The sequence below is a fragment of the Campylobacter concisus genome (genome assembly GCF_003048445.1).
Taxonomy (GTDB): domain Bacteria; phylum Campylobacterota; class Campylobacteria; order Campylobacterales; family Campylobacteraceae; genus Campylobacter_A; species Campylobacter_A concisus_BF.
The window spans coordinates 116,825-131,021 of record NZ_PIQW01000004.1; the positions used below are offsets into that span (position 1 = coordinate 116,825).

The 14,197-nt window shown below is 41.1% G+C and carries 16 protein-coding genes; 9 read left to right on the forward strand and 7 right to left on the reverse strand.

All coding sequences use genetic code 11. The features are described 5' to 3' along the window. The first annotated feature begins 36 nt into the window (after positions 1 to 36). The 6 genes from CVT14_RS03585 to CVT14_RS03610 all read left to right on the forward strand — a co-directional run bounded on the left by CVT14_RS03585 (position 37) and on the right by CVT14_RS03610 (position 6,429). Positions 37 to 447 carry a Fur family transcriptional regulator gene (locus tag CVT14_RS03585; protein ID WP_009294652.1) on the forward strand — a complete coding sequence of 137 codons (411 nt, stop codon included), beginning with the start codon at positions 37 to 39 and terminating at the stop codon, positions 445 to 447. Between the two features lie 138 nt (positions 448 to 585). Next, positions 586 to 1,992, forward strand: a complete 1,407-nt coding sequence (locus tag CVT14_RS03590) for a CHAD domain-containing protein (protein ID WP_234403110.1) — start codon at positions 586 to 588, stop codon at positions 1,990 to 1,992. 13 nt (positions 1,993 to 2,005) lie between these two features. Further along, entirely contained in the window at positions 2,006 to 2,728 is a 723-nt protein-coding gene (gene ubiE, locus CVT14_RS03595; protein ID WP_021089684.1) for a bifunctional demethylmenaquinone methyltransferase/2-methoxy-6-polyprenyl-1,4-benzoquinol methylase UbiE, read from the forward strand. Then, positions 2,721 to 3,887 (forward strand): exodeoxyribonuclease VII large subunit, encoded by a 1,167-nt coding sequence (xseA, locus tag CVT14_RS03600; protein ID WP_107849718.1) that lies wholly within the window; start codon positions 2,721 to 2,723, stop codon positions 3,885 to 3,887. Before ubiE ends, xseA begins: the two co-directional genes overlap by 8 nt. Before the next feature lie 2 nt (positions 3,888 to 3,889). Then, entirely contained in the window at positions 3,890 to 4,969 is a 1,080-nt protein-coding gene (gene serC, locus CVT14_RS03605; RefSeq protein ID WP_107849719.1) for a phosphoserine transaminase, read from the forward strand. Continuing rightward, entirely contained in the window at positions 4,969 to 6,429 is a 1,461-nt protein-coding gene (locus tag CVT14_RS03610; protein ID WP_021089624.1) for a class I SAM-dependent methyltransferase, read from the forward strand. The genes serC and CVT14_RS03610 overlap by 1 nt, the downstream gene beginning before the upstream one ends. Before the next feature lie 30 nt (positions 6,430 to 6,459). Here the strand turns inward: CVT14_RS03610 and CVT14_RS03615 are convergent, their stop codons facing one another. Beyond that, positions 6,460 to 7,200, reverse strand: a complete 741-nt coding sequence (locus CVT14_RS03615; RefSeq protein WP_021087879.1) for a sulfite exporter TauE/SafE family protein — start codon at positions 7,198 to 7,200, stop codon at positions 6,460 to 6,462. Positions 7,201 to 7,344: 144 nt separating this feature from the next. Between CVT14_RS03615 and CVT14_RS03620 the strand changes: the two genes are divergently transcribed. From CVT14_RS03620 to CVT14_RS03630, 3 genes are all read left to right on the forward strand, one after another. Then, complete coding sequence (locus CVT14_RS03620) at positions 7,345 to 8,616, forward strand: anthranilate synthase component I family protein (RefSeq protein ID WP_107849720.1); 1,272 nt, start codon at positions 7,345 to 7,347, stop codon at positions 8,614 to 8,616. Positions 8,617 to 8,841: 225 nt separating this feature from the next. After that, positions 8,842 to 9,147: a hypothetical protein gene (locus CVT14_RS03625; RefSeq protein ID WP_021090039.1), complete on the forward strand. Its 306-nt coding sequence runs from the start codon at positions 8,842 to 8,844 to the stop codon at positions 9,145 to 9,147. 275 nt (positions 9,148 to 9,422) lie between these two features. Continuing rightward, entirely contained in the window at positions 9,423 to 9,674 is a 252-nt protein-coding gene (locus CVT14_RS03630; RefSeq protein ID WP_261790034.1) for a phosphatidylserine decarboxylase, read from the forward strand. A gap of 36 nt (positions 9,675 to 9,710) precedes the next feature. Here CVT14_RS03630 and ychF read toward each other — a convergent pair whose 3' ends face one another. Genes ychF through rpiB form a run of 6 tightly spaced genes read right to left on the reverse strand, consistent with a single transcriptional unit; the run spans position 9,711 to position 14,194 of the window. Beyond that, positions 9,711 to 10,814 carry a redox-regulated ATPase YchF gene (gene ychF, locus CVT14_RS03635; RefSeq protein WP_107849721.1) on the reverse strand — a complete coding sequence of 368 codons (1,104 nt, stop codon included), beginning with the start codon at positions 10,812 to 10,814 and terminating at the stop codon, positions 9,711 to 9,713. Beyond that, a complete protein-coding gene (locus tag CVT14_RS03640) occupies positions 10,814 to 12,265 on the reverse strand; it encodes a leucyl aminopeptidase (protein WP_107849722.1) in 1,452 nt (483 codons plus the stop codon). Before CVT14_RS03640 ends, ychF begins: the two co-directional genes overlap by 1 nt. Then, on the reverse strand, positions 12,246 to 12,851 hold the full coding sequence (locus CVT14_RS03645; protein WP_054196332.1) for a DedA family protein: 606 nt from the start codon (positions 12,849 to 12,851) through the stop codon (positions 12,246 to 12,248). The genes CVT14_RS03640 and CVT14_RS03645 overlap by 20 nt, the downstream gene beginning before the upstream one ends. 1 nt (position 12,852) lies before the next feature. Continuing rightward, positions 12,853 to 13,401, reverse strand: coding sequence for an adenine phosphoribosyltransferase (gene apt / locus CVT14_RS03650; RefSeq protein ID WP_107849723.1), 549 nt, complete (start codon positions 13,399 to 13,401; stop codon positions 12,853 to 12,855). Positions 13,402 to 13,421: 20 nt separating this feature from the next. Then, on the reverse strand, positions 13,422 to 13,754 hold the full coding sequence (locus tag CVT14_RS03655) for a hypothetical protein (protein WP_002939538.1): 333 nt from the start codon (positions 13,752 to 13,754) through the stop codon (positions 13,422 to 13,424). After that, on the reverse strand, positions 13,751 to 14,194 hold the full coding sequence (gene rpiB / locus CVT14_RS03660) for a ribose 5-phosphate isomerase B (protein WP_103590815.1): 444 nt from the start codon (positions 14,192 to 14,194) through the stop codon (positions 13,751 to 13,753). The genes CVT14_RS03655 and rpiB overlap by 4 nt, the downstream gene beginning before the upstream one ends. Positions 14,195 to 14,197: the final 3 nt, after the last annotated feature.

A 14,197-nucleotide genomic window follows, 5' to 3' on the forward strand; every position in this document is an offset into this window, starting at 1 on the left:
GCTAGCATAAAGCAAAAATTTGTATAGGGGAAAATTATGCAATATGTATCGTTGCTAAAACAGTCTGGGCTTAAAGTAACGCCGCAGCGTCTTAGCGTTTTGAGAATTCTTGATCGTCACACACATCCAACGATCGATGAGCTTTATGATGAAATTTTGAAAGAAAATCCATCAGTTTCGCTCGCAACTGTTTATAAAAACCTAAACACTCTAAAAGACGAGGGTCTAGTGGTTGAAGTAAATATCGTCAATCAAAAGGCGAGATACGACATCTACGAGCATCCGCACATCCACGTGGTTTGCGAAAACTGCGGTAGCGTCGAGGATATGAGCTATGATGACTCAGAGCTTGGCAAATACCAAGAAGCGCTTGAAAAAAAGATCGGTAACATCATCGAGCGCCTAAATATCGTTGCTAGCGTAAAAAGCTGTAAGCACTGCCGATAAGGCAAAATTTATGTTGCATTACGCAACATAAATTTTTATTTTTCTTCATAAAACACTTCAAACAAGCCTAAAATTAGCTTTTTCTCATTATTTTAAGCACTAACTCGCTAAAATAAGCAAAAAATTTCGGAGAAAAATGTGGGTTTGGAGATAGAGCGTAAATTTTTACTCAAAAATTCTCAAATTCTAGATTTTCTAAAAGAGGCTGGGCTAGTTTTTAAGCACCTTGAAATTTCTCAGTTTTACACCAAGATCACGCAAAATGAAGAGATCCGCTTCAGAAGCGAAGAGGATAAATTTATAAAAACGATCAAGGTTGGCAAAGATCTTATAAGAGAAGAAAACGAGGAATTTTGCGAAAAGGCGGAGTTTAAAAAGGCTCTAAAAAACCGCATCGGCCACGTCATCACAAAAGATAGATACATTTTTCGGCTAAATAATAACCCATGCAACATCGATGTTTTTAAAGATGGCTTAAATCGACTTTGCACATTTGAGATCGAATTTAGTGATGAAAATGAGGCTGTATATTTTAAACTGCCAGCCTTTTTGGAGCAGTTTTGCCAAGCCGATGTAACTTGTGATAAAAGATATAAAAACAAATTTCTTGCCATCCACGCAAATGAAAATGAACAAATCGACTACAAAAGAGCCTACTTAGTCTTTAAAAACAAAGAAATTTCGCCAAATTTTGCTGCAAATTTAAAGAGCGGTGAGGCTCTTAGAGCTTTGTTTTTAAGCATCTTTAAAGAGATAAAGAGACTAAAGGGCGACTATCTGCAAGATCACGACGAAGAAATTTTGCACAACCTGCGAGTAAATTTAAGAAAAGTTAGGTCACTACTTAAAATTTTTAACGGCGTCTTTGATGAAAAAGTGACGCTCTTTTTTGGAGAGAATTTTAAAATTTTGGCAAACTCAACCAACAAAAAGCGAGACTTAGACATCTTTCTTGGCTTTTTAAGCGAGCAAAAGCACGCAAATGAGCTAATTTACTTTGTGCAAAAGGCTCTAAATTTAGAGTATGAAAACGTTAAAAGCTATCTTAGCGACGAGGAAAACTACGCATTTTTAAAAGAGTGGGAGATATTTTTAAACGAGGGCGAGTTTTATAGATCAAAGCTCTTTGACGTAAGCCTTTCGCGCCTTGGCTCGTTTAAGCTAAGAACACTTCTAGTTTTGGCTCAAAAGAGGCTAAAAAGCCTAGATCAAGACTGCCCAAATGAGAGCTTTCACAAGATCAGGATCGAGCTAAAAAAAGTGAGATATACTTACGAGTTTTTGAGTGAGATTTTTTATTTTGACGGGCTTAAAAAGTATGAAGAGCGGTTAAAAGATATGCAAGAGATCTTTGGTGCGCTTCAAGACTATGATGTCTGGCTGGGCATCTTAGAGCGCTTGCCAGTGGCTGCTGGCAAAGAAAAGCTAGAGAGTAAAATCTACAAACAAATTTATAAAACCAGAGAAGAGATACTAAAAAAACGGCTTAAATTTATAAAAGCAACTCGCAAGATCTCGCGAAATTTAAAAATTTACTACATATAAAGGTCTAAAATTTATGCAAAAACAAGAAAAAATAGTTGATATGTTTAATCAGATCGCTCCGACTTACGACGTCGCAAACAGGGTGCTAAGCCTTGGCGTGGACGTGAGCTGGAGGAAATTTGCCTGCAGATATATGCTAGAAATTTTTAAAAACAAGAGTATAAATATTGTGGATGTGGCTTGCGGCACTGGCGATATGATGGGGCTTTGGAGTGAAATTTCAAAAGAATTTGGCGTGGAGATAAAAAGCCTAACTGGCATCGATCCATCAAGCGGCATGCTAAAAGAGGCGAGGGCGAAATTTCCAAATTTTAAATTTATAGAAGCCTACGCTGATAATACAACGCTTGCAAGCGGTGAGGCTCAAATTTTAAGCATAAGCTACGGCATAAGAAACGTGGTCGAGCGAAAGGCTGCGCTTAGGGAGTTTAACAGGGTCTTGGCTGATGGCGGATACGTCGTTGTGCTTGAATTTACCAAACGCCAGAAAAAGGGCTTTATAACTGCGTTAAGAGATTTTTACCTAAGTAAAATTTTGCCAAGTATAGGCGGCTTTATCTCAAAAAACAAAGAGGCGTACGAGTATCTGCCAAGCTCGATCGAAAATTTCTTGGACGCAAAGAGCTTTTGCGATGAGCTAGTTGATGCTGGCTTTGAGATAGAGCTTTGCAAGGGCTTTAGCATGGATATCTCGACGCTATTTATCGCTAAAAAGGTAAAAGAGATCAATGCTTAGCGTATCTGAGCTAAACGAAAAAGCAAAGGCGCTGCTTGAAGCGACACTTGACTACGTCGAGGTAAGTGGCGAAATTTCGCGCCTTACAAAGCATGCCTCTGGGCACTGGTACTTCACGCTAAAGGACGAAAAGTCAAGCATCTCAGCCGTGATGTACCGCATGAATAACCAAAAGGTGAAATTCCTGCCAAAAGATGGCTTGAAGGTCAAAATTTATGGCAAAGTGACCATTTATTCGCCAAGTGGGTCGTATCAGCTAGTGGCTAGTGCGATGCTGCCTGATGGCGAGGGTGAGCTTGAGCTTGCATTTAGACAGCTTAAAGAAAAGCTCGAAAACGAGGGGCTTTTTGACATCAGCGCAAAAAAAGAGATACCAAATTTACCTAAAAAAATAGCCCTTGTCACAAGCGCTACTTCAGCTGCACTTCAAGACATGCTAAAGGTGGTAAAGAGCCGCTGGAGACTAAGTGAAATTTATATATTTGACGCGCTAACTCAGGGCGAAAGCGCTCCAAGCTCGCTTATAAAAGCCTTGCGCAGAGCCGATAAATACGGCGTCGATGTGATCGTTTTAGCTAGAGGAGGTGGCAGCAAAGAGGATCTTTGGTGCTTTAACGACGAGGGCCTGGCACGTGAAATTTACGCTACCAAAACGCCAGTCATAAGCGCTATCGGACATGAGATTGACTATGTTATAAGTGACTTTGTGGCAGACCGCAGATCTCTTACACCAAGTGCAGCCATGCTTGATCTTTTGCCTGATGAAGAGGCGTTTTTCCAGTATCTTGATAGGCTAAGCGACGATCTTGATAGCGCCTTAAATTTAAAGATCACAAAGAAGCAAAATTTGCTAAATTTACTACTTTCTAAATTTTCATCAAACGCTCTAAAAGCTAGGATCGAGCTAAAATTTAGCGAGGTGGCAAACAAGCAAAACGCCCTAACAAATGCCGTGCAAAGAAAGATCTTGCTTCTTAGCTCAGCCCTTGGCTCGCTAGAGAAGGCTTATGAGATGAGGGAGCTCTTTTTTGAGAGCACAAAGTGGCTTATCGAGATTAGAAAAGATGGCAAGAGAGCTGATCTTAGGGATTTAAATTTGAATGATGAAATCGAGCTTATCTCGCAAAATACACATAAAAAAGCAATTATCAAGGAGTAAAAATGAGTAGAAAAATCAACTTTAGTGCAGGCCCAAGCGCGATACCACTAGACGTTTTAGAGCACGCAAAAGCCGAATTTACCGACTACAGAGGCGAGGGCTACTCGATCATGGAGATCAGCCACAGAAGCAAGACCTTTGAGGAGATCCACTTTGGCGCGATGGAGAAGATAAGAAAGCTTTACGGCATCGGCGATGAGTATGAAATTTTATTTTTGCAAGGCGGCGCACACTTGCAATTTAGCATGATACCGATGAATTTATATCAAGGTGGCAGGGCTGAATACGCAAACACCGGCGTTTGGACAAACAAAGCGATCAAAGAGGCAAAAGTGCTTGGCGTAAATGTGGATGTCGTTGCAAGCAGCGAGGATGAAAATTTCTCTTACATCCCTGAGTTTAAATTTAGCGATGACGCTGACTATGCCTACATCTGCTCAAATAATACGATTTACGGCACGCAGTATAAGGCTATGCCAAAGACCAAATCGCCCATTGTTGTCGATGCTTCGAGCGATTTTTTCGCTAGACCGCTTGATTTTAGCAGTATCGGCCTACTTTACGGCGGCGCTCAGAAAAATGCAGGCCCAAGCGGCGTGACTATCGTTATTTTAAGAAAAGACCTAGTTGATCGCGTGAGCAGCCAAAACGTCCCTATGTTTTTACGCTACAAAACGCACGTAGAGGCAAACTCACTTTACAACACACCGCCAACTTTTGGAATTTACCTTTTAAATTTAACCATGCAGCACCTGCTAGATCTTGGCGGACTTGCCGAGGTTGAGAAGATAAATGCCAAAAAAGCAAGCACGCTTTATAACATCATAGATAGCTCAAATGGCTTTTACGTGGGTCACGCTAAAAAATCAAGCAGGTCAGATATGAACGTGAGCTTTACGATACCAAAAGATCATGCGCTTGAACCAGTTTTCGTCGAAGAAGCGCTAAAAGAGGGCATGCTAGGGCTAAAAGGTCACAGACATCTTGGCGGCATAAGAGCCTCTATCTACAACGCCGTTAGCCAAAGCGACGTTGAGAAACTTGGTGAGTTCATGAGAGAATTTGCCAGAAAGCACGGCTGATGAACAAGGCGAAAAAAGCTTACGACGAAATTCCTTATTTCTCAGCTGCATTTAGCGACTGCTCGCCCGTTAGGATAGAGGCAGTGGCTAAATTTCTGGGCTTAAAGGCGGCAAATTTAAAAGATGCCAGAGTGCTGGAGCTTGGCTCATCGTATGGTGGCAATATCTTGCCATTTGCAGCTTCTCACAAAGAGGCAAAGGTCGTTGGCATCGATATCTCAAGCCACCAAGTAGAAGAGGGCAACAAGATCGCAAAGAAGATGGGTTTAAAAAATTTCACCCTTCTTGAGCGCGACTTTTTGCACATGAATGAGCACGATATCAAGGAGCTTGGCGAGTTTGACTACATCATCGCTCACGGCGTTTATAGCTGGGTGAGCCCAAACGTGAGAGACGCGCTGCTAGCTACGATAAAGGCGCTACTTAGCAAAGATGGCATCGCCTACGTCTCCTATAATACCTACCCAGGCTGGAAGAGCCTTGATATCTTAAGAGACTTCATGCTCTTTGCGAGCGCTGGCAAGGAGAGCAAAGAGGCACTTTCTTACATAAAAGATGAGTTAAATTTCTTGCAGGATTATCTAAAATTTAGCCTGCAAAACCAAAGCGACGTCGTCTATAAAGATAGTATGAAGCTACTTTTGACGCAGCTAAATTTCTTGCAAGGCATCATCGCAAAGGGGAGTGATTATTACATTTTGCATGACTTTTTGGAGGCGAGCAACGAGCCAACTTACTTTCATAAATTTGCCAAGCATATCGATAAACACGGGCTTTGCTACGTCATAGACGCCTCGCTAAATGATATCTTTGCAAGTTCAACCGGGATCTACCGCTTTGACGCGCACATCGAGCAAAGCTACAACACTCGCATCAAAAAAGAGCAGCTAAACGACTTTTTGTTTAATAGATCCTTTAGAAAAAGCCTCATCGCGCACAAAGAAAGGCTTGAAGGGTCTGATGACTTTGACGCGGTGCTTGGAGAGAGCGAGCTTGATAGGGTTTATTTTGCCTATTTTAGTGAGCAGCCAAGGACAAAAACGCAAGAAATTTTAAGCAAAGCCTATCCGCAAAGTCTAAATTTAAGTGAAGTAAAGGCTGCACTTGGAGAGAGCGAGAGCGAGGGCTTTATGGGGCTACTTGAAATTTTAAATGATCAAAACACTAAAATTTCATCCTCAAAGCTTGCAGCACTTGCTTATGAGCCTAAAAAAACTAGGCTAAAGCCTATGGCAGCGGCGTATCTGGGGTATTTTTTGGAGACTAGCTCGCCAGTCATATCTTTGGCAAACGAGCTAAATGGCAAGCTTAGTTTAAGCGTTGAAGAGATCAAAGCAGCATTGAAATTTGACGGCAAGGCTAGCCTTAAAGAGATCGCAAAGGGTGTAAATTTAAGCGAAGATGAGTTAAAAGAGCTTGCTTTTAAACTAAGCGAAGCTTACTTTTTCGAAGAAATTTAAAAAAAGAGCGTGGCAAATTTAGCCATGCTCTTACTCAAAAAACATATCTTTTAATATCAAACATATCATCGCTATGTAAAAGACCAAAAACCATTTTTTAAGTGTTTTTTTGTCGGTATGTTGCGTCTTTTTGGTGCCAAAGTATGCGCCTATTAGCGAGCCAAGACCTAAAAATGTGCCCTCAGCGTATGAGATGTGACCATTTAGTGAGAGTGAGATGAAGCCAGCAATGGCTGCAAACATAACGAAAAATACGCCCATAGAAACGGCTTTTTTCAGCTCATAGCGCAAAAAGCCAACCAAGATAGGAGCGATAAATACGCCTCCACCGATGCCGATGCTAATGGCAAAAACGCCAACAAAAACGCCAACTAAAAATAGCAAAAAGAGCGAATTATTCGCATTTGAGCCGTCGCTGTTTGGTGAAAAGTATAGTTTTATAAGCGAAAAGACAAATGTCGCAAGTAGCATAGACTCAAGTAAAAGTGCAGGCGCGTGCGACACGATGATGCCACTAAAGCTAGCTCCAACCAAGCCTCCAAGCCCCAAAAAGACGCCACGATTTAGCTTTAAAAGCCCAGCTTTGTAGTTTAGATACGAGCCAAATGTCGCGCTAAAGATCATCTGCATGACGCTTATGCCAATGGCAGTTTTGACGTCGTATCCAAAGGCGACCATGATAGGAACGACGACCGTGCCGCCACCGATGCCAAAAAACCCGGCGATGTAACCAACGCCGATACCGATTATAAATAGTTCTACAAAAAGCATTTTTTCTCCCTCGACTGGCGTAAATTTTAGCCAAGGGGCTCTTAAAAAAATAGTAAAAAAGGGGTAAATTTAAAAATTTAGCCAAAATTCTAAAAAGTAAAAGCGAAAATTTTTTATAATCAATAAAAATTTAAAAGGAAAAATATGCTCTTAGAACAACCACTCTTTTATTACGAAGCGATCAGAGAGAAATTTAAAAATAGCTACCTTGCTGAAGACAAGACGCAAACGATAATCGGCATAGACTGCGAATATATCGATGAAAAGGATATGGACTTTTACGGGCTTAGAAGCTACTTTGATACTAATCGTAACAGATCGCTCGCACCTTTTGCTGGGCTTTTTGGCGTTTTTGCATATGATGGCGTGAGATACTTTGAGTATATCGGCGAAGAGAAAGCTAAAAAGTATGAATTTCCAAAATTTATCTACGCTGACGCTAAAGCATATCTACACTTTGATAAGATGAGTAAAATTTATACTTTTTATGGAGATAAAGAGAGGTATTATGACTTTTTGCTAAATTTAAAGGCAGAGCATAAGGGCGAAAAAGAGTGTGAATTTAGCATAAAAACTGATCTTAGTAGCGAAAAGAAACACTTTGAAAATATGGTTGAAGTAGCAAAAGAATACATAAGAAGCGGCGATGTCTTTCAGGTGGTGCTTGGGGAGCTGCTTGAAATTTCAACGAATATGAGCAGCTTGGACTTTTACAAAAAGCTTGCCATAGCAAATCCTAGCCCGTATATGTTTCATTTTCCTACGCCTTATGGCGATGTGGTTGGCTCGTCGCCTGAGCTTGTTTTTGAGATGAAAAGTGAGCAAATTTTTGTAGCACCAATCGCTGGCACAAGACCAAGAGGCGGCGATGCAAACGCTGATGTGGCGCTTGAAAATGAGCTTTTAAGCGACGAAAAGGAGCTGGCTGAACATAAGATGCTAATCGATCTTGCCAGAAACGACATCGGCAGGGTCTCAGGGCCAAAGAGTGTAGTCGTGAAAAATGCGATGCATATCCAGAAATTTGAAAAAGTGATGCATATCGTGAGCGACGTCTATGGCAAGTGCGCTAGGGAGCTTAACCTTTTTGACGTACTAGCTAGCATCTTCCCAGCTGGCACGCTAAGCGGTGCGCCAAAGATCAGAGCGATGCAGATCATCAATGAGCTTGAAATTTTTGAGCGAAATATCTATGGCGGGGGCATTGGATTTTTGCATTTTAATGGCGACGCTCAGGTGGCGATCCTCATCCGCTCAGCCATCTTTGTGCCAGCTAAAAACGGCTTTAGCGACGTCTTTGTCGGAGCTGGAGCTGGCATAGTCTATGACTCAAAGAGCGAAAAAGAGTATGCCGAAATTTGTCACAAACGAGCCAGCGTGGTAAATGTCTTTAAAAACAGCGCAAAAGAGGTTTAAATTTTAAAGTCGCATAAAGTGAAAACTTTAAAAATAAAAGGATAAAATAGCCAATTAAGCGATGAAAAACATAATTTTTTCATTTCCGCAAGGAAAATTTAGAAAAAATGACTTGTTTTTAGAGCTTAAATCTAAAAAATATAAAAGGAAAGTATATGAAAAAAGTTTCATTATTAGCATTGAGTGGTATTGTTTCACTAGCATTACTTGGATGCGAGGGGGGGGGTGGCGCATAGCCTAAAAGAAGTATGTGATAATCCAAAAACAAAATATGAGAGCCTTGAAGCAGATGTATATTATAAAATAATAGAATTCCCGATTGGAACAAAAAAAGACGGTCCAAAAGGAAACTATATAGAATTTTACGATGCAAATGGAGATGAAAAAATACACATCCACCAAGATCCAAGCAACTTAATGGGGTATAGTATTAAAAATATTAAAAAAGAGGGAGAAATCTTTAAACTAAAAGGAGAACTCCCAAAATGTATCGGTGACACCGTTATCCTAAAACTAATAAGAGAAGAATAAAAAAATAATAGTATCTTGCTACTCGCCTGATAGTAAGATACTATAAAAGGGTAGCTAATGCCAGGGCAAAATTTGATCCTAGCTATAACGATTTTTGTTTTTATATGTGCATGCTTTGTAGCGTATAAGGATCATAAAAAGAATTTGCAAAAGAAAGAGAGATAAATTTATTAAATTTGCAAGGCGGCAAATCAATCTGCAAAAGCAAATTTGTATTGTTTGGCTTTAAAAAGAATAACTAATGTCAAGATAAATTTATCCTATCTAACGACCCTATTTTCGTAGGTGCGCTAAACGCTAGCAAGATGAAATTTAGCTTTGATGAGCGCATCCAAACAAATGTGGTGGCAAATTTTACACAAATTTATGAATATGAAAATTTACACATCAAAAAGGGCGAGCGCCTCGGAAATTTCGAGCTTGGCTCAACCATCGTCATACTTAGCGAAAAAGATGCAATCGAATACAATCTCTTTGAAAACAAAGAGCTTAAATTTGCTGAAGCGATCGGCAGGATAAAAGAGTAACTAGAAGAATTTTACAAGGTAAAAACCTTGTAAAATTTAGACATTAAACCTAAAGTGCATAACATCGCCATCTTGCACGATGTAGTCTTTGCCCTCAAGTCTCATCTTGCCAGCCTCTTTAGCTCCATTTTCGCCGCCATGCGCGATGTAGTCCTCGTAGCTTATCACTTCAGCTCTGATAAAGCCTCTCTCAAAGTCGTTGTGAATAACACTTGCTGCCTTTGGCGCTTTCCAGCCATTTGTGATCGTCCAAGCTCTAACTTCCACGACGCCAGCGGTGAAATAGCTTATCAAATTTAGCTTTGCAAAAGATGTTTTGATGATCTTTTCAAGACCGCTCTCACTTGTGCCAAGAGATGCCAAAAACTCGTGTGCCTCTTCGTCGCTTAGGCCTATTAGCTCCTCTTCTACTTTGGCGCAAAGCTTGATCACCTCGTGGTCTGAGGCTTTAGCATACTCTTTTAGTGCTTTTACAAATTTATTATCTTCACTAAGTCCCTCTTCATCGACATTTGCGCCATAAACTACCTCTTTAGCGCTTAGAAGCCTTAGCTCTTTGTTGAGCGCTAAAAACGCCTCGCTATCTCTTTGCTCAAAGCTACTTGCGCTTTTGCCATCATTTAGGTGAGCTAGAAGCAAATTTGCTATCTCAAGCGCCTCTTTAGCGCCTTTTGCATTTGCTTTCGCCTCTCTTGTGAGCTTTTCTATCTTTTTATTTAGCTGCTCGATGTCAGCTAGTATCAGCTCGGTTTGGATGATCTCGATGTCTCTTACTGGATCGACGCTGCCCTCGACGTGGGTGATGTTTTCGTCCTCAAAGCAGCGAACGATGTGTAAAATAAGCTCGGTTTCTCTAATGTTTGATAGAAATTTATTGCCAAGTCCCTCGCCAGAGCTAGCCCCTTTTACAAGGCCTGCTATATCGACAAATTCGATGGTTGAGTATTGAATTTTATTAGGACTAACTATCTTTGCAAGCTCGTTTAGGCGCTTATCAGGCACTGGCACGATGGCTTTGTTTGGCTCGATAGTGCAAAACGGATAGTTCGCACTTTCGGCGTTTTGTGCCTTTGTAAGTGCGTTAAATGTCGTTGATTTGCCCACATTTGGTAGGCCTACTATTCCAACTGAAAGTCCCATCAATTCTCCTTACTAAGTGCTTGTAAAAAGTATAAATTCATCCTCACGCCAGCCCCGCTTGCACCTGCTTGGTTGTATCCCCATGCCTTTTCGCGGTATGCTGGACCTGCGATGTCGAGATGTAGCCACTTATCTTTGTACTCATCTTTGATAAATTTAGCTAGAAACATACCAGCTGTGATCGCGCCGCCATATCTACTTGAGGCGCAGTTGCTAACGTCTGCGATCTGGCTTTTGATAAGCTCGCTAAGATAAGGGTTAAAATCAAGCGTTGTCGCTAGCTCGCCGCTATCTTTTATCTTGTTTTTAAACTCGCTTTTTAGGCTCTCGCTGTTGCCCATGATGCCTGTTGTGTATTCGCCAAGTCCCACGACGCAAGCGCCAGTTAAGGTTGCCATATCAATTAGGATGTCTGGCTTAAAGTCTTGTGCGTAGCTTAGGCAGTCAGCCAGCACCAAACGTCCCTCTGCGTCGGTGTTTCTAACCTCTATGCTAATGCCACTTCTTGAAATAAGCACGTCATCAGGCTTATAAGCGTTGCCACCGATCATATTTTCAGTCGCACCCAAAATGGCATGAATTTCAAATGGTAAATTTAACTCCGCTGCACCTTTTATGATGCCAAGAGCTGCTGCTGCACCGCTTTTGTCTGATTTCATAGTAAGCATATAATCAGCCGGCTTCAAGCTAAGACCGCCGCTATCGTATGTTAGCCCTTTGCCGACAAAGATGATGCGTTTTTTAGATTTTTTAGGCTTGTAGGTTAGGTGGATGAGCATTGGTTTATGCACGCTTGCGCGATTTACCGCCAAAAATGCATTCATATTCTCTTTAGCTAGAAATTTCTCGTCATAGACCTCGCACTTTATGCTTGCGATGTTTTTGGCTAAATTTAAAGCGTCTTGCGCCATCTTTTGTGGTGTGTAAATTTCTGGAATTTCATTTACAATATCTTTTGTGAAATTTGTAGCACTTGCTATTATCTCTGCCTCTTTAAAGCCCTCATTTGCAGCTTTTAGATCGACCTTTTTGCCAGCAAATTCTTCAGTTGCAAAGATGATCTCTTTAAGGGTGTATCTCTCTTTTTTTTCTTTATATTTGTTAAATTCATAGCTCCCAAGCAAAAAGCCCTCAGCTAGCGCCTCAAAGCTTAGTTTTTGGCACTGCGCTACGTAAGAAGCTAACTTTATGCTCTTAATATTTAACGATTTTAGCGCGTTATAAGCTTTAGCGGCTGCAACTCTAAGCTCGTCAAGATCAAGCTTAGAAAGTGGCACGTAGGCTCTTTTTGCCTCACTTAGGATAAGGACGCTCTCGCCTTTGTAATTGTTAAATTTAATAGCCTCTTTATCGCTTATAAATTTATGTTTTAACTCCTTATCCACTACGAAAATTAGTTCAATATCAGCTTTTATGTCTTTTAATTTTTTATCAACTATTTGAAACTGCATGTCTTCTGTCTCTCCTTTCGTTTAAAATTTTATTTTCGATGCGCTTAAATGCATAGATCAAAAGCCCCATAAATATAGCAACCACTGGGATAGCGACGTACCAGTGCTCTTTTGCTTCTTGCAAAAGCACAAGTATATGCTCGCCAAGTATCCAAGCAGGTATGGTGGTGATCGCCGCCCAGCACCAAGCGCTGATCAAATTTATAAAGGCGTATTTTTTAGCGTCATAGCCCGTAAGTCCTATACAAAGCGGGATGATGACGCGAAAGCCATACATATAGCGTTGCAAAAAGATGATTGGCCAGCCATATTTTTTCAGCATTATGTGCGCCACTGCAAATTTTCTCCGCTGCGTGTGAAGCCTTTTTGCGATGTATTTTTTATTGTAACGGCCAAGGTAGAAGTAAATTTGATCTCCTACAAAGCCTCCAAGTCCAGCCACAAAGATAGCAAGCGCGATGTGCATATGCGTGGTGTGAGCGAGAATTCCAGCCATTATTAAGGCCATCTCGCCCTCCATGATACACCAGACAAAAAGTATGATGTAGCCGTACTCTTTAAGCAGCTCTATAAAAAACTCTTCCATTCTAAACCTCTAAAACGCTGTAAATTTTAGTAAGCGACTTTAGCTTTTCGCTACCTTTTAGATCGACTAGATCTATGAGAAAGCACGCTTCTACGCAGGTTGCGTTAGTTTGATTGATAAGCTCAACTGAGGCCTTTGCAGTGCCTCCAGTGGCTATGAGATCGTCCATCAAAAGCACTCTTGCACCTGCTTTTTCGCCAAAGGCGTCGATGTGAATTTGCACTTCATCTACGCCGTATTCTAGGCTATATTTTTGAGAAAGCGTGATAAAAGGTAGTTTTTTTGGCTTGCGAATAGGCACAAAAGGTAGCCTTAGCCTTGCAGCAAGCGCCGCGCCAAAGATAAAGCCTCGTGACTCTATGCCAGCGATATAGTCGATATTTGCGTCCTCATATCTAGCCACCAAATGATCTATCAAAAAGTTAAATGCCTCTTTGTTATTTAGTAGCGTCGTGATGTCACGAAAGACTATGCCAGGCTTTGGAAAATCGTTTATGCAGCGAATAGAGTTTAGTAAAAATTCTTTGCCATTTTGATCTAAAATTTTCATAAATTTCCTTAAATTTGAGATTATAGTAGCGCTTCGATCTTGCCTTCAAGCTCACGTATGCGTTGTCTTAGCTTGTCATTTTCTAGGCGGTACTGGGAATTTCTTGTGCGAAGTGAGGTTACGTCGTTTTTGGTTTTGTTTAGCTCGTCTGTCAAGATGTCGATGTTGCCTAGACTTCGTTGGAGTTGGATCTGAAATTTTCTTATGACGACCTCGGTGTCTTGGAGGTTATTTTTCATAAAATCTTTTGTAGCACGCTCTTTTTTGAGAAGCGTTTTGAAGTAAAAAACCATGACGGTTAGGTAGATCGCGGCACAAACAAGAGCGGTAAAAACGATCCACTCGCCTATCATTTGCCTGCCTCAAGCTCGATTTTTTTGACTCGTCTTTCGTGTCTGCCACCTGCAAACTCAGTCTTTAAAAAGGCTTCTATCGCCGAGATAGCCACACCTGCGCCGATAACTCTTGCTCCAAAAGCGATGACATTTGCGTCATTGTGCTCTCTGGCAAGCCTTGCGGTAAATTCGTCGTGACAAAGGGCGCATCTTACGTTTTCATGTCTATTTGCAGCTATTGAGATGCCTATGCCTGTGCCACAAACTAGCACGCCGTAGCAGTTAGGCTCAAGCTTGCTCGCTAACAAATGCGCATAATCAGGGTAATCAACGCTATTTTTATCGTTTGTGCCAAGATCAACCACTTCGTATCCAAGCCCTTTAATGGCCTCTTTAAGCTCGTTTTTTAGCTCAAAACCAGCGTGATCGCTAGCTAAGAAAACTTTGTCTATCTTCATGAA